The organism is Bradyrhizobium ferriligni (assembly GCF_056837965.1).
Window position 1 is genome coordinate 37666 of the sequence record NZ_JBXEJO010000037.1, and the last position, 18621, is coordinate 56286.

The following is an 18621-nucleotide window of genomic DNA, read 5'->3' on the forward strand; positions in this document are numbered from 1 at the left end:
CACAGCCGCGACGGAGACGAAATATCCGCCAAGCCCGCGAGATTGCGATACCAACATAACGTCAGCCGCATTTGATGCGTTCCCGAACGCCTCGCCAGAACGAAGCAAATATCCGTGTAATGAAGGGTCTCGACCGATCGCGGCGACGCCTCGCCGGTCGTTGCGGATCTTTCGGCATGAAGTTTGGACATTCATGTCGCGAGAATGCGGATGTGTGACTCACGGACCGCGCCACACACTCAATGTCGTCCTGGCGAAAGCCAGGACCCATTACCCCAAATCTCAATTGTTGCGCGACGCTGGGGCCACGATCTCGTCCATGATCAACTGCGGTGGTTATAGGTCCTGGCTTTCGCCAGGACGACGATGTGGATGCAGGTTGTGCCGCATACTCGGTGTCGTCCCGGGCTTGACCCGGGACCCATAACCACGAATGCTCGTTGTTGCACGACGTTGGGGCCACAGCTCACTTCAACAACACAGGCTTGTGGTTATGGGTCCCGGCTTTCGCCGGGACGACGGATGGTGAGCGCCGGACTGGTTGACTGCGGCGACCCTACTTCTCCGTCAGCTTCAGCTCGATGCGGCGGTTGCGCTTGTAGGCGTCTTCGGTCTGCGCGGTGTCGAGCGGTTGGAATTCGGCGAAGCCTGCGGCGACCAGACGCTGCGCCGGCACGCCGAGCGAGACCAGGTACTGCACCACCGAGATCGCGCGCGCCGAGGACAATTCCCAGTTCGACTTGAACAGCGGGCTGTTGATCGGCCGCACGTCGGTGTGGCCGTCGACGCGCAGCACCCAGGCGATCTCGGGTGGGATCTGCTTGTCGAGATCGATCAGCGCGCTCGCGACCGTTTCGAGCTCGGTCTTGCCCTCGGGCAGCAGCGTCGCCTGGCCGGTGTCGAAGAACACTTCCGACTGGAACACGAAGCGGTCGCCGACGACGCGGATATCGGGACGGTTGCCGAGGATCGCACGCAGCCGGCCGAAGAATTCCGAGCGGTATTTCGACAGTTCCTGCACCCGCTGCGCCAGCGCAACATTGAGGCGCTGGCCGAGATCGGCGATGCGGTTCTGCGATTCCTTGTCGCGTTTCTCGGAGGCGTCGAGCGCCTCTTCGAGCGCGGCGAGCTGGCGGCGCAGGGCGCTGATCTGCTGGTTCAGCAGCTCGATCTGCGCCAGTGCGCGCGACGATACGGCCTTCTCGGACTCCAGCGCCTTGTTGAGCTCGTTGGCGCGGCCCTGCGCGTCGCTGCCGGAACTCGCGAGCCCCTCATAGAGCCCCTTCATGCGGTCGCGCTCGCCTTCCGCGGAAGCAAGCCCGGCGCGCAGCTGCGCCACCTGGTCGTCGAGCGTCAGCTTGGAGAGCTTCTCCAGCGACAGCAGGTCGTTGAGCTGGGCGATCTTGGCGGTGAGCTGTTCCAGAGCCTTGTCCTTGCCGGTGACCTCCTGCGACAGGAAGAATTGCACGACGAGGAACACCGACAGCAGGAACACGATCGACAGCACCAGCGTCGACAATGCGTCGACAAAGCCGGGCCAGTAGTTGAAGCCGGATTCGCTGCGGCGCGAGCGGGCGAGGGCCATGGGTTTCTCCTTGGGCTTGCTCCCCGGCTAGCTCTTCTCGGGCTGGCGGGCGAGGCGTTCGAGCAGCCGCTTGATCTCGCGGTTCTGCTCGCCCTGGCCGTCGGCCCATTCCCGGATCATCTGCTGCTCGGTGCGCATATGCGCAACCAGCCCCTGGATCGCCTCGGCAAGATTGGCCATCGCGGCCGTGGTGCTGCGGCCGCCGCCGCCTTCCTCGAGCGCGGCGCGGAGCCGGTCGATCGCGCCCTGCATGTTACCGGAAACGCCGGCTTCATCGCCGGAAATGCCGCGCACGGTGCCGGCGAGCCAGTCCTCGAGGTCGGTGTAGAAGCGGTTCTGGGCCTGGCTCGACTGCAGGTCGAGGAAGCCGAGGATCAGCGAGCCGGCAAGGCCGAACAGCGAGGACGAGAACGAGATGCCCATGCCGCCGAGCGGCGCGGCGAGGCCCTCCTTGAGCGTATCGAACAGCGCGCCGGAGTCGCCGCCGACCTTGAGCCCGTCGATCACCTTGCCGACCGAGCCCACCGTCTCGATCAGGCCCCAGAACGTGCCGAGCAGGCCGAGGAACACCAACAGGCCGGTCATGTAGCGCGAGATGTCGCGGGCTTCGTCGAGGCGGGTTGCGATCGAATCGAGCAGATGCCGCATGGTCTGCTGCGAGATCGACATCCGCCCCGAGCGTTCGCCGCCGAGGATCGCGGCCATCGGGGCAAGCAGCGTCGGGCGGCGCTCGATCGCAAGGCCGGGATCGGCGATGCGGAAATTGTTGACCCAGGCGACCTCGGGATAGAGCCGGATCACCTGGCGGAACGCCAGGATGATGCCGATCAGCAGCACCGCCCCGATCAGGGCGTTCAGCCCCGGATTGGCAAAGAAGGCGGTGACGATCTGCTTGTACAGCACGACCCCGACCAGGCCGCAGAGCACCAGGAACACCAGCATCCGCAGCAGGAAGATCCGGGGCGAGGACAGCTTGCTCAATTCGATCTCCATGTCGGAGCGGGAAGGGGGCATTGCCGGGTCATCCGTTCGCGAAGGCCGCATCTTTCAGCAATATGGCACAGCGGCAAAGTGAGGAAAGCCGATTCCAAGGGCAGCAAACAGCACCTTGGGTTGGAATCTCGTGGGCCGTTGCCGCTTTGCACGGCTTTCCGACCGGTCGGCGGATCGCCATCCACAGAGCTGCGCGTCCCACCCGTCAATCGCGAGATGAGGTCGGTTTGCACGCGCCCTCGGACGAGGCGTGCGCGGCCCGCGGTGATTCGGTCCAATCGTCTCGGTGTTGCGAGGTGCGGCATTCTGCGCAGGCAAAATGGCGGAGTTCCCGCTCACGCAGACCTTAACGCATTCCCACAGCCTGCGATGGAACCCGCTCACAATGCGGTGACAAGGTAAAAGATGCCGCGAAATCAGGGTGATAGCGTTCTGTGACATTGAGCCGCCGAAAAACGCATTGCGTCGCAGCAAGCAGATTTTATTTTCATCGCAGCAACACGAGCGGTGTCGCCGTGACACCGCCGTTCGTTTGTTCAAACCTTTCAGGGGCGATTATCTCAATGTCTGGACTTCGCGCGCAATCGGCATGCATTGCATTGATGCTGGCTGCCATCGCGCCACTGCTTGCTGGCTGCGACGAGCCGAACACCGCAACCGCCGCCGTACAAGCACCCGAGCCGGACGTCAGTGTCGTCACCGTGAAGCCGCAGGCGCGCGCGATGCTGCGCGAGCTGCCGGGCCGCATCGCTCCGACCCGTGTTTCCGAGGTCCGCCCGCGCGTCTCGGGCATCGTCGTCAACCGCATGTTCCATCAGGGCAGCGAGGTGAAGGTCGGCGATCCCTTGTACCAGATCGATCCGCGCCCGTTCGAAGTCGAATTGCAGTCGACCGAGGCGGCGCTGGCGCGCGCCAAGGCCGTGCTCGAACAGGCCGCGTTGCAAGCCCGCCGTATCGCCACCTTGACCAGCCAGCGTGCGGCGCCGGAAGCCGAGAACGAAAAGGCGATCGCGACGCTGAAGCAGGCCGAAGCCGACGTGCAGGGCCGCGAGGCCGAAGTCGCGCGCGCCAAGCTCAATCTGGATTACGCCACGATCCGCGCGCCGATCGACGGCACCATCGGCGCTGCGCTGGTCAGCGAGGGCGCCCTCGTCGTGCAGAACGACGCCGCGAGCCTTGCGACCATCCAGCAGCTCGATCCGATCTACGCCGACTTCCAGCAGTCGGTGACCGAGATGAACCAGCTCCGCCGTGCCTTCGAGAGCGGCGATCTCGACCGTATCGCGCCCGACGCGATGAAGGTGCGCCTCGTGCTCGACGACGGCTCGATCTACCCGCTGCCGGGCAAGCTGCTGTTCTCCGACGCCAAGGTCGACGCCTATACCGGGCAGGTGACGTTGCGCGGCGAGTTCCCGAACCCGCATCGCATCCTGCTGCCGGGCATGTATGTGCGCGTGCTGATCGAGCAGGGCATCGACAGCGATGCGATTGCCGTGCCGCAGCAGGCGATCCAACGCAATGGCGGCGGCGGCAGCGAGGTGTTCGTCGTCAAGGCCGACAATCACGTCGCGGTGCAGCCGGTGCGCACCGGCTCGCTGCAGGGTGGTTCCTGGTTCGTGACCGACGGCCTGAAGGCCGGCGACAAGGTCGTCGTCGAGGGGTTCCAGAAATTCGCCGCCGGCGACAAGGTCCGGCCGCAAGCCTGGCGCGAGGTCGACGCAGCTGCAGCACCGACGGATCCGCACCAGACCGCGCACGCAGTGCGGTGATCCGACATGCCTAGCTTCTTCATCGACAGGCCGATCTTCGCCTGGGTCGTCGCGCTGTTCATCTGTCTGATCGGCGCGATCTCGATTCCGTTGCTCGCGGTCGCGCAATATCCGATCATCGCGCCGCCCTCGATCTCGATCTCGACCAGCTATCCCGGCGCGTCACCGGAGAACCTCTACAACAGCGTGACGCGGCTGATCGAGGAGGAGCTCAACGGCGCCGCCAACATCCTGAACTTCGAATCGACCTCCGACTCGCTCGGCCAGGTCGAAATCATCGCCAACTTCAAGCCGGGCACGGACACCAGCCAGGCCTCGGTCGAGGTGCAGAACCGCCTCAAGCGCGTCGAGGCGCGGCTGCCGCGCGCCGTGATCCAGCAGGGCATCCTGGTCGAGGAAGCCTCTTCCGCCGTGCTGCAGATCATCACGCTGAACTCGACCGACGGCTCGCTGGATGAAGTGGGCCTCGGCGACTTCATGATCCGCAACGTGCTGGGCGAGGTGCGCCGCATCCCCGGCGTCGGCCGCGCCACGCTATATTCGACGGAGCGGTCCTTGCGGATCTGGATCGATCCGGCCAAGCTGGTCGGCTACGGCCTGTCCGCCGACGACGTCAACAAGGCGATCACGGCGCAGAACGCCCAGGTCGCCTCCGGCAGCATCGGCGCTGAGCCGAGCACCGATACCCAGAAGATTTCCGCGCAGGTGCTGGTGAAGGGCCAGCTGTCCTCGCCCGACGAGTTCGGCGCCATCATCCTGCGCGCCAACAATGACGGCTCGACGGTCCGGCTGCGCGACGTCGCGCGGATCGAGATCGGCGGCCTCAGCTATCAGTTCAACACCCGCCTCGACGGCAAGCCGACCGCCGGCCTCTCGGTGCTGCTGTCGCCGAAGGGCAATGCGCTGGCGACCGCGAGCGCGGTCGAAGCGAAGATGAAGGAGCTGTCGCGCTTCTTCCCGGCCAATATCTCCTACGAAATCCCCTACAACATCACGCCCGTCGTGAAGGCCTCGATCGAGAAGGTCCTGATGACGCTGGTCGAGGCGGTGGTGCTGGTGTTCATCGTGATGTTCCTGTTCCTGCAGAACATTCGCTACACCATCATCCCGACCATCGTGGTTCCGGTGGCGCTGCTCGGCGCCTGCGCCACGCTGATGATCGCGGGATTCTCGATCAACATGCTGACCATGTTCGGCATGGTGCTGGCGGTCGGCATCCTCGTCGACGACGCCATCGTCGTGGTCGAGAACGTCGAGCGCATCATGGCGGAGGAAGGCCTGCCGCCGAAGGAAGCCACCAAGAAGGCGATGTCGCAGATCACCGGCGCCATCATCGGCATCACGCTGGTGCTGATGGCGGTGTTCGTGCCGATGGCGTTCTTCCCCGGCTCGGTCGGCATCATCTACCGGCAGTTCTCGGTCACCATGGTGGCGGCGATCGCGTTCTCGGCGCTGCTCGCGCTGTCGCTGACGCCGGCGCTGTGCGCGACGCTGCTCAAGCCGGTCAAGAAGGGCCACGGCCATGCCAGCAAGGGCGTGTTCGGCTGGTTCAACCGCGTGCTCGACACCAGCCGCGCCGGCTATGTCAGCACCGTGCAGGGCTCGCTGAAGCGCACCGGCCGCCTGATGCTGATCTACCTCGTGCTGTTCCTCGGCGTCGCCTACGGCTTCGTGCGGCTGCCGGGCGGCTTCCTGCCGGTCGACGACCAGGGCTTCATCACGACCGACGTGCAGACGCCGTCGGAGTCGTCCTATGCCCGGACCGAAGCTGCGGTCGAGCAGGTCGAGAAATACCTCAAGGACCGCGCCGGCATCGAGAACGTCACGTTCCTCACCGGCTTCAGCTTCCTCGGCCAGGGCATGAACACCGCGCAGGCCTTCATCACCCTGAAGGACTGGTCGGAGCGCGGCCCGAAGGATTCGGCTGCCGCCATCGTCGCCGACATCAACCGCGACCTGTCGTCGATCCGCGACGCCCGGATCTCGGCGCTGCAGCCGCCGCCGATCGACAACCTCGGCAACTCCTCGGGCTTCTCGTTCCGCCTGCAGGACCGCGGCCAGAAGGGCTATTCGGCGCTGATCGCCGCGTCCGATCGCCTGATCGCGGAGGCCAATGCCAGCCCGATCCTGCAGAAGGTCTATGTCGAAGGCCTACCGCCGGCGCCGCAGGTCAATCTGATGATCGACCGCGAGAAGGCCGGCGCGTTCGGTGTCACTTTCGAGGACATCAACAACACGATCTCGACCAATCTCGGCTCGAACTACATCAACGACTTCCCGAACCGCGGGCGCATGCAGCGCGTCATCGTGCAGGCCGACAAGACCAGCCGCATGAATGCGGACGACATCCTCAACTACAACGTCAAGAACAGCCGCGGCCAGCTGGTGCCGTTCTCGGCCTTCGCCACCATCGAGTGGACGAAGGGGCCGACGCAGATCGCGGGCTTCAACTACTATCCGGCGGTGCGCATCTCCGGCGAGGCGCGGCCCGGCTTCACCTCGGGCGATGCGATCGCCGAAATGGAGCGGCTCGCCGACAAGCTGCCGCGCGGCTTCGGCTATGAATGGACCGGCCAGTCGCTGCAGGAGAAGCTGTCGGGCTCGCAGGCGCCGTTCCTGCTCGCGCTGTCGGTGCTGGTGGTGTTCCTCTTGCTGGCCGCGCTCTATGAGAGCTGGACCATTCCGCTCGCGGTGCTGCTCACCATTCCGCTCGGCATTCTCGGCGCGGTGGTGGCGGCGACGATGCGCGGGCTGTCCAACGACGTCTATTTCACCGTCGGCCTGATCACCATCATCGGCCTTGCCGCCAAGGACGCGATCCTGATCATCGAGTTCGCCAAGGATCTGCGTGCGCAGGGCAAGCCGCTCGTCGAGGCGACCATCGAGGCGTGCAGTCTCAGATTCCGCCCGATTCTGATGACCGGTCTGGCCTTCGTCTGCGGCGTGCTGCCGATGGCGATCGCGACCGGCGCCGGCGGCGCCAGCCAGCAGGCGCTCGGCACGTCGGTGATGGGCGGCATGATCGCGGTGGTGATCCTCGCGCTGCTGCTGGTGCCAGTGTTCTTCGTCAGCGTGCAGCGCGTGCTGGCCGGTGATCGCGAGACGGCGCCGGGGCAGGGTGAGGTGTATGGCCCGCCCGCGCCGGCAAGGATCGGTCACTGATATCAGGGATCGGTGCTGCTCAGATCAGCGGCTTGCTTTCGCAAGCCGGCCAATCCAGATTGCAGCTCTGGATTGTACGGGGAGCGTTTGGGCAACCCCGGGATTGAGGGCATGCGATGCGGCCGAGCGATATTGCGATCTCGAATTATCGCTCGATCCGGCGGCTCTTCATGCCCATCCAGCCGCTGTCCGTCTTCGTCGGCGAGAACGGCGTCGGCAAATCCAATCTCTACAAGTCCCTGTCGCTGCTGCGCGACGCGGCGACCGGCCGGATCACGCGCACGATCGCCGACGAGGGTGGATTGTATTCCGTCTTCTGGTCCGGCAATCGCAGACGCGGAGACGATGCGCGTCTGCGGTTGGCTGTGAGATTCGACCACGTCAGATATTCCATCGAGCTCGGATTCCCGAGCCCGGTCGTGGCGGCATTTCCCGGTGAGCCGATGATCAAGTCCGAAACGATCGAGGCGACCCACGGCAAGAAAACTATACTGATGATGGAGCGCACCAACTCACTCGTCAGTGTCCGCGATGAGAACGGCACCTGGAGCCAGCACAAGGATGCGGTGCTGCCGTCGGAAACCGCGCTGGCCGGATTTTCGGATGGTAAGGGAAGTCCCGAGATCGACCTGATCCGAAATGCAATGCTGAGTTGGCGATTCTATCACGACTTCCGGACCGATCCGGCGTCGCCGATACGAAAGCCGTGTCTCGCGATCACGACACCTTCGCTGAGCGCCGATGGCCACGATCTGGCTGCCGTGTTGGCAACCCTGTTCACGATCAGGCAGGATGCCGGCGATCTGCAGGATGCGATCGAGGATGCGTTCCCGGGCGCCGAGCTCCGCGCATGGGCGGAAAATGGACGGTGCGAATTCGAGCTGCAACAGGCGGACATGCCGCGTCCGTTCAAGGCGCACGAACTATCCGATGGGACGCTGAAATATATCTGCCTGCTCGCGGTGTTCATGGGCTATCGGCTGCCGCCGTTCATCGCGCTGAACGAGCCCGAGTCCAGCCTGCATCCATCGCTGCTGGCGCCATTGGCGCGGCTGATCGCCAGGGCGTCGCGCCGCGCCGACATCTGGATCGTCACCCATTCGGAGCAGCTGATGGAGGCGTTGCGCAGCGAGAGCGCGGTCCCGCCGCGCCGGGTGATCAAGGCGAAGGGCGCCACCACCATCGAGGGCCTGACCGCCGGCGTTGAATTTCGTGACGGGCAGGACGACGATGATGAGGATGACGACGATTAAATAGCGCCGTCGCGCTACTGCCCGAGCGGCTTCAGGATCTTGATCAGCTCGCCGTGCACGAACTCGTTGCCGCAGACGACGTGGCCGGTCTGCAGCGGGTCGTCATTGCCCTGGATGCCGGAGACGGTGCCGCCGGCTTCGCGGACCATCAGCAGACCGGCCGCGACGTCCCAAGCCTGCAGATTGCGCTCCCAATAGCCGTCGAGCCGGCCGGCGGCGACGAAGGCGAGGTCGAGCGAGGCGGCGCCGAAGCGGCGGAAGCCCGCGACCTTGGTCTGCAGCGCGGCCATCTCCTGCAGCGCGAGCTGGTGATTGCCGCGGCCGATATGCGGCAGGCCGCAGGCGACCACGCATTCGTTGAGCTGGCGGCGGCCGGCGACGCGCAGCCGCTGGTCGTTCAGGAACGCGCCCTTGCCGCGCTCGGCGATATAGAGCTCGTCATTGGCGGGATTGTAGATCACGCCGGCGATCACGGTGTCCTCGCGCTTGAGCCCGATCGAGATCGCGAATTGCGGGATGCCGTGCAGGAAGTTGGTGGTGCCGTCCAAGGGATCGACGATCCAGGTGTGGCTCTTGTCGCTGCCTTCGCGCTTGCCGCCTTCCTCGCCGAGGAAACCGTAGCCGGGCCGGGCCTTCTCGAGGTCGGTGTAGAGCATCTCCTCGGCGCGCTTGTCGGCGAGCGAGACGAAGTTCGCCGGCCCCTTCAGCGACACCTGGAGATGTTCGATCTCGCCGAGGTCGCGCTTGAGGCTGCGGCCGGCGCGGCGCGCGGCCTTGACCATGACATTGATGAGAGCGGAATAGAGCATGATGGAAGCTGGTGGCTTTCGAGCGTTGGAAATCGATCGGGCAGCGTGGGCAAGACCCTGCCCGTCATCCTGAGGAGCGCGGAACGCGCGTCTCGAAGGATCGGCGGCCCGGTTCGGGGCCGTGCATCCTGCGAGGCTCGCTCCGCTCGCACCTCAGGATGACGGGAAACGGCCTGTGGCGCCCTGGGTTTCGGACTGGGTGCCCTCTGGAAGTGGCGCCGTCAAGGCGTCATTTGACGTTGTTTCCGATCCATTTTCGCGCGGCTGCCTCGGCCTTGGCGCGGTCCTCCGGGCTCATATCGGCGAGGATGTCGTCGAGATCGGGGTCGCCCTTGCCGGCGGTCTTGGCGACCGTGTGCCATTTCAGCGCCTCGACCTTGTCCACCGGGGCGCCGGCGCCGGTCGCCAGCACATGGGCGAGGCGGTTCTGCGCGATCGCGCTGTTCTGCCGGGCCGCCTTGCGCAGCAGCGCCACCGCCGCCGGCACGTTCCGCGGCGTGCCCGAGCCGTTGTAGAGCGCGATGGCATATTCGACCTCGGCATCGACATTGTCGGCCACCGAGGCGGCCTGCAGCAGCCGCGCCGCCTTCTCAAGGTCCTTCGGCACGCCGGTGCCTTCCTTGTAGAAGGTCGCGAGCGCGTATTGCGCCTCGGGGCTGCCGGCGTCGGCGGCCATGCGCAAGAGCTCGGCGGAGCGGCGGAGGTCCTGCGGCAGGGTCTGGCCGTCGAGATAAAGCAGCGCGAGATTATAGGCCGCCTTGGGCTCGCCGAGCTTGGCCGACGACGCCAGCAGTTTGACCGCGGCATCCTTGTCGACCGCGCCGCCGCGGCCCGCGATCTTCATCATGGCGAGCGCGAACATCGCCTCGCGGTCGCCGGCATCGGAGGCGCGCTTGTACCACTCGTCGGCCTTGACGTAGTCGCGCTTGACGCCGAGCCCATTGGCATAGAGCTCGCCCAGCATCGTCATGGCCTTGGCATCGTTGTTGTTCTGCGCGCGCACGGTCGCGAGGTCGAACGCGGTCTTGTACATGCCGCGCTGATAGGCGCCGTAGACGAGGTCGACATTGGGATCGTCGACGGCCTGGGTCGGGGTCGGGGTCGGAGAGGGCGTCGGAGATGCGGCAGGCTTCGGCGTCGCGGAGGCGGCGGGCTTGGGCGTCGGCTTCTTCGCGACCGGCGAATGCACCTTCGGCTTCGCAGCCTCCTTCTTCGCGGGCGCCGGCGTCTGGGCCGGCGGCGTGATCGAGAGCTGCGCCATCGCGCCGCTCGCCAGCATCGTGCAGCCGAGCGCAATACCTATCGGACGCAGGCATTTCATTCCGGCGTCATCCCTCGGCCTTTCCGTCGGCCTTGGCCTTGCCGAATGCGCCGGCATGCGCCTGAGCCATCGCGTCGCCGATCTCGACGAGCGCCGCCTTGGCGCCGCGCGGATCGGACCAAATGAAGTCTCCGACCAGCACGAAATCCGCGCCAGCCGCCGCGAACGCCTCGGCTTCCTCGCGCGAGGTTGCAAAGCCGATGCAGGGCGGCTCGAACAATTCGTCCCACCATTCCAGCCGCTCGGCGATCGCCTCGCGCGAGGGCCGCTGTCCGTTGGCGTCGGGCTCGCCGAACAGCACATAGTCGGCACCAGCTTCGCCTGCGGCCATGGAATCGTGGCGGGTCGCGAGCCCGCCGACGCCGACAATGCGGTCGGGCTTCAGCGACGGCACCGCCTCTTCCATCGCGGCGATGCCGGTCAGATGCGCGCCGTCGGCGCCGGCGCGAGCCACGATATCGGGATGGCCGTCGATCAACAGCGCCGCGCCGGCGTTCTGGATCGCAGGCGCCAGCGCCTTGATGGTGGAGATCATGCTGCGTGGATCGCTCTCGCGCAGCCGAACCAGCACGGCCGCGACATCGGCCGCGGCAAGCAGCTCGGTGAGCTCGGCCGCAAGCCGCCCGGGCTCATCGACCGGCGGCGTTGCCAGATAGAGGCGCGGCGCAGGCCGCGGCGGAACGGGCTTGGTCGCCAACTATGCCGCCTGTTTCTCGAGGCCAGCTTCCCAATTGCCGGTGCTCGCGAGCCCGTTCATCCGGGCGCGATGCGAGAAGGCATGCTGGCCCGCGGGCACATTGTCGGGCTTGCCGGACCACGCCTTCTGCGGCGCCGCCTGCAGCGCACGGCCATAGGAGAAGGTCAGCCGCCAGGGCAAATTGCCAATCTTGTTCATGGCGTCGAGATGGGCGGTCGCTTCCTCGTCGCTCTGACCGCCGGAGAGGAAGGCGATGCCGGGCACCGCGGCCGGCACGCAGCTCTTGAGCAGGCGGATGGTCTTCTCGGCGACTTCCTGCACCGGCGCCTGTTTCGGGCACTTCTTGCCCGAGATCGCCATGTTCGGTTTCAGGATCATGCCTTCGAGCGCGACGCGCTGCACCCGCAATTCCTGGAAGGTGCGGTTCAGCACGCGCTGCGTCACCTCGTAGCAGCGGTCGATGTCGTGATCACCGTCCATCAGCACCTCGGGCTCGACGATCGGCACGATCTGCGCGGCCTGGCACAACGCGGCGTAGCGCGCCAGCGCATGCGCGTTGACGCGGACCGCGGTCTGGGTCGGGATTCGCGGCCCGATATCGATCACGGCGCGCCATTTCGCAAAGCGCGCACCGCGCTCGTAATATTTCTTCAGCCGCTCGGCGAGCTTGTCGAGGCCGACGGTGACGAGTTCGCCCGGGCAGTTCGGCAAAGGCTGCGTGCCCTCGTCGACCTTGATGCCGGGGATCGCGCCGGCCTGCTCGATCAGCTTGACCAGCGGCGTGCCGTCCTTGGCATTCTGCCAGATCGTCTCGTCGTAGAGGATGACGCCGGAGATGTACTTGCTCATCGCCTCCTGCGAGCGGAACAGCATCTCGCGATAGTCGCGGCGATTGTCCTCGGTCGAATCGACCTTGATGGCGTCGAAGCGCTTCTTGATCGTGCCGGAGGATTCGTCGGCGGCGAGGATGCCCTTGCCCGGGGTGACCATGGCAAGCGCGATTTTGTTGAGGTCGGAGAGGTTCATCGGGGCGTCCTCCAGAGCCATTGCCTTTGCAAACCAAAATAGGCGGTTCTCGGGCAAATGCCTAGAAAACGTTCGTCGCGGCCGATGTTTGTCGCAGCCGGCGATCAAGCCTTCGGGACACCGTTTCCGACTGCGTCGGAGCCGGTGTCCCGCCGTAATGTTTCAGGCAATATGTTGTCAGGCGACCTTGTCAGGCGACCTTGGGGTCGAGCTGGCCCGCAGCGTAGCGCTTGGCCATTTCCGCCGTGGTCAGCACCTTCTTGATCTTGCTGGCCTGGCCCGCGGTGTTGAACTCCTGCAGGCGCTGCTTGCACAGCTTGGTCATCGCCTCCATCGCGGGCTTGAGGTACTTGCGCGGATCGAACTCCTCCGGATTGTCCTTCAGCACCTTGCGGATCTGGCCGGTCATCGCCATCCGGTTGTCGGTGTCGATGTTGATCTTGCGCACGCCGTTCTTGATGCCGCGCTGGATCTCGGCGACCGGCACGCCCCAGGTCGGCTTCATCTTGCCGCCATTGGCGTTGATGATCTCCTGCAGCTCCTGCGGCACCGACGAGGAGCCGTGCATGACGAGATGCGTGTTCGGCAGCTTGCGATGGATTTCCTCGATCACGTTCATGGCGAGGATGTCGCCGTCGGGCTTGCGGGTGAACTTGTAGGCGCCGTGCGAGGTGCCCATCGCGATCGCGAGCGCATCGACCTTGGTTTCCTGGACGAACTTCACGGCCTCGTCCGGATTGGTCAGTAGCTGGTCGTGCGACAGCTTGCCCTCGGCGCCATGGCCGTCTTCCTTGTCGCCCATGCCGGTCTCGAGCGAGCCGAGCACGCCGAGCTCGCCTTCCACCGAGATGCCGCCGAGATGGGCCATGCCGGTCACGGTCCTGGTGACGCCGACATTGTAGTCCCAGTCGCCGGGGGTCTTGCCGTCGGCCTTCAGCGAGCCGTCCATCATGACCGAGGTGAAGCCGGCCTGGATCGCGGTCATGCAGGTGGCGGGCTCGTTGCCATGGTCGAGATGCACGCAGACCGGGATCTGCGGGTAGATCTCGGTGACGGCGTCCATCATGTGCTTGAGCATGACGTCGTTGGCGTAGGACCGCGCGCCGCGCGAAGCCTGGATGATGACGGGCGCGTCGACCTCGGAGGCTGCCGCCATGATCGACAGCGCCTGTTCCATGTTGTTGATATTGAAGGCAGGTACGCCGTAATCATGCTCGGCCGCGTGGTCGAGCAGTTGCCGCAACGTAATGCGAGCCATTCCATTTCTCCCTGTAGTGCAAGTTCGCGGATGTGAACCAGATCATGATGCGTTTCCACGGAATCGCATCATGATCTCATCTCCTTGTTTGAGCATGATCTTTTCGGAAAACCGCTTCACACTTTTCCGGATCATGCTCTGGATCAACCTTTTTTCAAGACTTCGACGCCCGGCAGCGGCTTGCCTTCCATCCATTCAAGAAACGCGCCGCCCGCGGTCGAGACGTAGGAAAAATCACCGCCCACGCCCGCCTGGTTCAGCGCCGCGACGGTGTCGCCGCCGCCGGCGACCGAAATCAGCTTCCTGGCCTTGGTGCGTTCGGCGGCATGCTTGGCCGACACCACGGTGCCGCGGTCGAACGGCGTTAGCTCGAAGGCGCCGAGCGGGCCGTTCCAGACCAGTGTCGCCGCGTCGTCGATCGCGGCATGGATGCGCGCGATCGATTGCGGACCGACGTCGAGGATCATGCCGTCGGCCGGGATCGCATCGAGGCCATAGGCATGCGACGGCGCGTTGGCGGCAAACTGGTTGGCGACGACAGCGTCGACGGGGAGGATGATCGCGCAGTTGGCGGCGTTGGCCTTCTCCATGATCCGCAGCGCGGTCGGGGCGAGATCCTTTTCGGCGAGCGACTTGCCGACGGCGACGCCCTGCGCGTGCAGGAAGGTGTTGGCCATGCCGCCGCCGATCACCAGCGCGTCGACCTTGTTCACGAGGTTTTCCAAGAGGTCGATCTTGGTCGAGACCTTGGCGCCGCCGATGATCGCAATCACCGGCTTGGTCGGCGCTTCCAGCGCCTTGCCGAGCGCGTCAAGCTCGGCCTGCATGGTGCGGCCGGCATAGGCCGGCAGCTTGTGGCCGAGGCCTTCGGTCGAGGCGTGGGCGCGATGCGCGGCGGAGAAGGCGTCGTTGACCCAGATGTCGCCGAGCTTGGCGAGTTCAGCGACGAAGCCGGCGTCGTTCTTCTCCTCTTCCTTGTGGAAGCGGGTGTTTTCGAGACAGAGGACGTCGCCGTCCTTGAGGGCCGCGACAGCGGCGGCCGCGGCATCGCCGATGCAGTCCTCGGCGAAGGCGACCGGACGCTTGATCACCTTCGACAGCGCGTCAGCAACCGGCTTCAGCGATTCCTTGGGATCGCGTCCCTTGGGGCGGCCGAAATGGGCGAGCAGGATCACCTTGCCGCCCTTGTCGGAAATTTCGGTGATGGTGGGGGCAACGCGCTCGAGCCGGGTGGCATCGGTGACGCGGCCGCCTTCCATGGGGACGTTGAGGTCGACGCGCAGCAGCACGCGCTTGCCCTTCACGTTGACGTCGTCGAGGGTGCGGAACGATTTTGTCATGAGCGTTTCCTGTGCGGCCGGACACCGCCGTCCGACGGACGGCGTCGCTTTCGCTTGCCGATGTCGCGGCCGTTGAGGTCGCGAACGCGGGGGGGCAAACACGCAGATGCCCGGCGCTTGGCCGGGCATCACGAACAGTCGAACTTAAACCAGCTTGCCGATCGCGACGGCGGTGTCCGCCATACGGTTCGAGAAGCCCCACTCATTGTCGTACCAGGACATCACGCGCACGAAGTTGCCGTTCTGCACCTTGGTCTGGTCCATGTGGAAGGTCGACGAGTGCGGATCGTGGTTGAAGTCGATCGAGACGTTCGGCGCGTTGGTGTAGCCGAGGATGCCCTTGAGCTGCTGCTCGGACGCACGCTTCATCGCCTCGTTGATCTCCTTGGCGTCGGTGTTGCGCTTGGCGACGATCTTGAGGTCGATCACCGAGACGTTCGGGGTCGGCACGCGGACCGAGACGCCGTCGAGCTTACCCTTCAGCTCGGGCAGCACGAGGCCGATCGCCTTCGCGGCACCGGTCGATGTCGGGATCATCGACATTGCCGCGGCGCGGCCGCGATAGAGATCCTTGTGCAGGGTGTCGAGCGTCGGCTGGTCGCCGGTATAGGCGTGGATCGTGGTCATGAAGCCGGTCTCGATGCCGACGGTGTCGTTCAGGACCTTGGCGACCGGCGCGAGGCAGTTGGTGGTGCAGGAGCCGTTCGAGATCACCAGGTGATCCTTGGTCAGCGTGTCGTGGTTGACGCCGTAGACGATGGTGGCGTCAGCACCGTCGGCGGGCGCCGAGACCAGCACGCGCTTGGCGCCGGCGGTGAGGTGCGCGGAGGCCTTGTCCTTCGCGGTGAAGATGCCGGTGCATTCCAGCGCGACGTCGACGCCGAGCGCCTTCCACGGCAGCTTGGAGGGATCGCGCTCGGCCGAAACCTTGATCTTGTTGTCGCCGAGGCTGATCGAGTCGCCGTCGACGGTGACGGTGCCGGGGAAGCGGCCATGCACGGAATCGAAGCGCAGCAGGTGCGCATTGGTCTCGACCGGGCCGAGGTCGTTGATGCCGACCACCTCGATGTCCTTGCGGCCGGACTCGGCGATGGCGCGCAGAATGTTGCGGCCGATACGCCCAAACCCGTTGATCGCGACGCGGATTGCCATGCTCGTCTCCTCTAATGCTGTTGTCAGCCCCGCGGGAGCGCTCCCACGAGGTTTTTACGGCGGAACGCCCGGTTCGGCCGGGCGCGTACGGAAAAGATGGAGCTTAGGTAATCCTTTTTTGCGACAAGCTCAACCTTGGCCGACGGGTGTCAGGCCAGCGTCAGACGCGCTTGGTGGCAGCGTTAACGACGGCTTCAGCAGTAATGCCGAAATGCCGGAAAAGGTCCTTCGCCGGGGCGCTGGCGCCAAATCCGTGCATGCCGATGAATTCGCCGTCATGGCCGATCACGGCATCCCAGCCCCAGCGCACCGCGGCCTCGATCGCGATCTTGACCGGGGCGTTGCCGATAATGGCATTTTGCCGCTCGGCGGGCTGCGCCAGCAGCAATTCCAGCGACGGGACCGAGACCACCCGCGTCGCGATGCCGCGTCCGGCCAGCTGTTTCTGCGCCTCGACCGCGATCTGGACCTCGGAACCCGACGCGAACAATGACACTTTTGCGTCGCCTTGGGCGGCGACCAGCTCGTAGGCGCCGTGGCTGCACGGGTTGTCGTTCGGCGCCGTGGTGCGGAGCTGCGGCAGGTTCTGGCGGGTCAGCGCCAGCACCGTCGGTCCGTCGACGCGGTTGAGCGCCAGTTCCCAGCACTCGGCGGTCTCGACCGCGTCGCAGGGACGGAACACGCGCATGTTGGGGATCGCGCGCAGTGCGGAGAGGTGCTCGACCGGCTGGTGCGTCGGGCCGTCCTCGCCGAGGCCGATCGAGTCGTGGGTCATGACATAGACGACGCCGGTGCCCATCAGCGCCGACAGCCGCATCGCGGGGCGCGCATAATCGGTGAACACCAGGAAGGTGGCGCCGTTCGGCGCGAAGCCGCCGTGCAGGAAGATGCCGTTGAGGCATGCCGCCATGCCGTGCTCGCGGACGCCGTAATGGATGAAGCGGCCCTTCGGCGTCTTGGCACCGAACGCCGTCGCCGACTTCGCCTTGTTGTTGTTGGAGCCGGTGAGGTCGGCCGAGCCGGCCACGAATTCCATCGGCATCGCAGCCGCAATCACCTCGATCGCAGCCTCCGACGATTTGCGGGTCGCGACGTTGAGCGGATTTTCCAGCAGCCCCTTCTTGAAGGCGCGCAGCCCCTTGGCGAGCGACTGCGGCCGCTCGTGGCGAATGCGGCGTTCGAACTCGGCGCGCTTGCGGCTGCCGAGCTGCGCGAACTGCTCGTCCCACGCCTTGTGCTCGGCGGCGCCGCGGGCGCCTGCCTCGCGCCAGGCCTTCAGCACATCGTCGGGCACCGAGAACGGCTCGAGCGAGATGCCGAGCTTCTCCTTGGCGGCCTTGAGCTCGTCGGCGCCGAGCGCCTCGCCATGCGCCTTGGCGGTGCCGGCCTTGTGCGGCGCGCCGTACCCGATCGTGGTCTTGCAGGCGATCATCGAGGGCTTGTTGGATTTCTGCGCGCGGGTGATTGCAGCGGCAATCGCCTGCGGATCGTGGCCGTCGATCAATTCGGCGGCCCAGCCTGCGGACTTGAAGCGCTTCACCTGGTCGACGGAATCGGAGATCGAGGTCGGGCCGTCGATCGAGATGCCGTTGTCGTCGTACAGCACGATCATCTTGTTGAGCCGCCAGACACCGGCGAGCGCGATCGCTTCCTGCGAGATGCCCTCCATCAGGTCGCCGTCGGAGGCGAGCACATAGGTGTGGTGGTTGACGATCTTCTTGCCGAACTCGGCGGCCAGCATCTTCTCGGCGACCGCCATGCCGACCGCGGTCGCAATGCCCTGGCCGAGCGGACCGGTGGTGGTCTCGATGCCCTTGGTGTGGAAGTTCTCCGGGTGTCCCGGCGTCAGCGATCCGAGCTGGCGGAAATGCTTGAGCTGGTCGAGCGTCATGTCCTTGTTGCCGGTGAGGTACAGCAACGAATAGAGCAGCATCGAGCCATGGCCGGCCGAGAGCACGAAGCGGTCGCGATCGGGCCACGCCGTGTCGGCCGCATCGAATTTCAGGAATTTTGTGAACAGGACGGTCGCGACGTCGGCGGCGCCCATCGGCAGGCCGGGATGGCCGGAATTCGCCTTTTCGACGGCGTCCATGGCAAGGCCACGGATCGCATTGGCCATACGGGTGTGATCGACCTGCGTCATGATGAAAAGTCCGCCTAAAATGAGGAGCTGATTGCGGGACGGATCGGGGCGGGCAGCCGCGATACGCGCGTGGATGGCCTTACGGGTTGCGGGTGGATTAGCACCTCAATTCC

General features: G+C 65.4%; 13 protein-coding genes. 3 read left to right on the plus strand and 10 right to left on the minus strand.

From position 1 onward, the window contains the following. Nucleotides 1–556: 556 nt before the first annotated feature. Nucleotides 557–1585, minus strand: a complete 1029-nt coding sequence (locus tag AC1VNY_RS22320; RefSeq protein ID WP_482406786.1) for a peptidoglycan -binding protein — start codon at nucleotides 1583–1585, stop codon at nucleotides 557–559. A 27-nt stretch (nucleotides 1586–1612) separates the two neighbouring features. Further along, nucleotides 1613–2599, minus strand: a complete 987-nt coding sequence (locus AC1VNY_RS22325; protein ID WP_482406787.1) for a flagellar motor protein MotA — start codon at nucleotides 2597–2599, stop codon at nucleotides 1613–1615. Nucleotides 2600–3141: 542 nt separating this feature from the next. On the opposite strand from AC1VNY_RS22325, the gene AC1VNY_RS22330 reads away from it, so the two are divergent. The 3 genes from AC1VNY_RS22330 (at nucleotide 3142) to AC1VNY_RS22340 (ending at nucleotide 8762) form a co-directional block, all read left to right on the plus strand. After that, complete coding sequence (locus AC1VNY_RS22330) at nucleotides 3142–4347, plus strand: efflux RND transporter periplasmic adaptor subunit (protein WP_482406788.1); 1206 nt, start codon at nucleotides 3142–3144, stop codon at nucleotides 4345–4347. A 6-nt stretch (nucleotides 4348–4353) separates the two neighbouring features. Beyond that, nucleotides 4354–7509: a multidrug efflux RND transporter permease subunit gene (locus AC1VNY_RS22335; RefSeq protein WP_482406789.1), complete on the plus strand. Its 3156-nt coding sequence runs from the start codon at nucleotides 4354–4356 to the stop codon at nucleotides 7507–7509. Between the two features lie 116 nt (nucleotides 7510–7625). Beyond that, nucleotides 7626–8762: an AAA family ATPase gene (locus AC1VNY_RS22340; RefSeq protein ID WP_482406790.1), complete on the plus strand. Its 1137-nt coding sequence runs from the start codon at nucleotides 7626–7628 to the stop codon at nucleotides 8760–8762. Between the two features lie 14 nt (nucleotides 8763–8776). Here the strand turns inward: AC1VNY_RS22340 and AC1VNY_RS22345 are convergent, their stop codons facing one another. From AC1VNY_RS22345 to tkt, 8 genes are all read right to left on the minus strand, one after another. Further along, complete coding sequence (locus AC1VNY_RS22345; protein ID WP_028332804.1) at nucleotides 8777–9571, minus strand: inositol monophosphatase family protein; 795 nt, start codon at nucleotides 9569–9571, stop codon at nucleotides 8777–8779. 229 nt (nucleotides 9572–9800) lie between these two features. After that, nucleotides 9801–10892, minus strand: coding sequence for a tetratricopeptide repeat protein (locus tag AC1VNY_RS22350; RefSeq protein WP_482406791.1), 1092 nt, complete (start codon nucleotides 10890–10892; stop codon nucleotides 9801–9803). A gap of 7 nt (nucleotides 10893–10899) precedes the next feature. Then, on the minus strand, nucleotides 10900–11589 hold the full coding sequence (locus AC1VNY_RS22355; protein ID WP_482406792.1) for a thiamine phosphate synthase: 690 nt from the start codon (nucleotides 11587–11589) through the stop codon (nucleotides 10900–10902). Next, on the minus strand, nucleotides 11590–12615 hold the full coding sequence (locus AC1VNY_RS22360) for a class I fructose-bisphosphate aldolase (protein WP_304498562.1): 1026 nt from the start codon (nucleotides 12613–12615) through the stop codon (nucleotides 11590–11592). It lies immediately after the preceding gene. Nucleotides 12616–12805: 190 nt separating this feature from the next. Next, a complete protein-coding gene (fba, locus tag AC1VNY_RS22365; protein ID WP_026192208.1) occupies nucleotides 12806–13873 on the minus strand; it encodes a class II fructose-bisphosphate aldolase in 1068 nt (355 codons plus the stop codon). Nucleotides 13874–14016: 143 nt separating this feature from the next. Continuing rightward, nucleotides 14017–15213: a phosphoglycerate kinase gene (locus AC1VNY_RS22370; protein WP_482406793.1), complete on the minus strand. Its 1197-nt coding sequence runs from the start codon at nucleotides 15211–15213 to the stop codon at nucleotides 14017–14019. Between the two features lie 144 nt (nucleotides 15214–15357). Beyond that, nucleotides 15358–16365 (minus strand): type I glyceraldehyde-3-phosphate dehydrogenase, encoded by a 1008-nt coding sequence (gap, locus tag AC1VNY_RS22375; protein WP_482406794.1) that lies wholly within the window; start codon nucleotides 16363–16365, stop codon nucleotides 15358–15360. Nucleotides 16366–16525: 160 nt separating this feature from the next. Then, nucleotides 16526–18508, minus strand: a complete 1983-nt coding sequence (gene tkt / locus AC1VNY_RS22380) for a transketolase (protein WP_304498565.1) — start codon at nucleotides 18506–18508, stop codon at nucleotides 16526–16528. Nucleotides 18509–18621 lie beyond the last annotated feature (113 nt).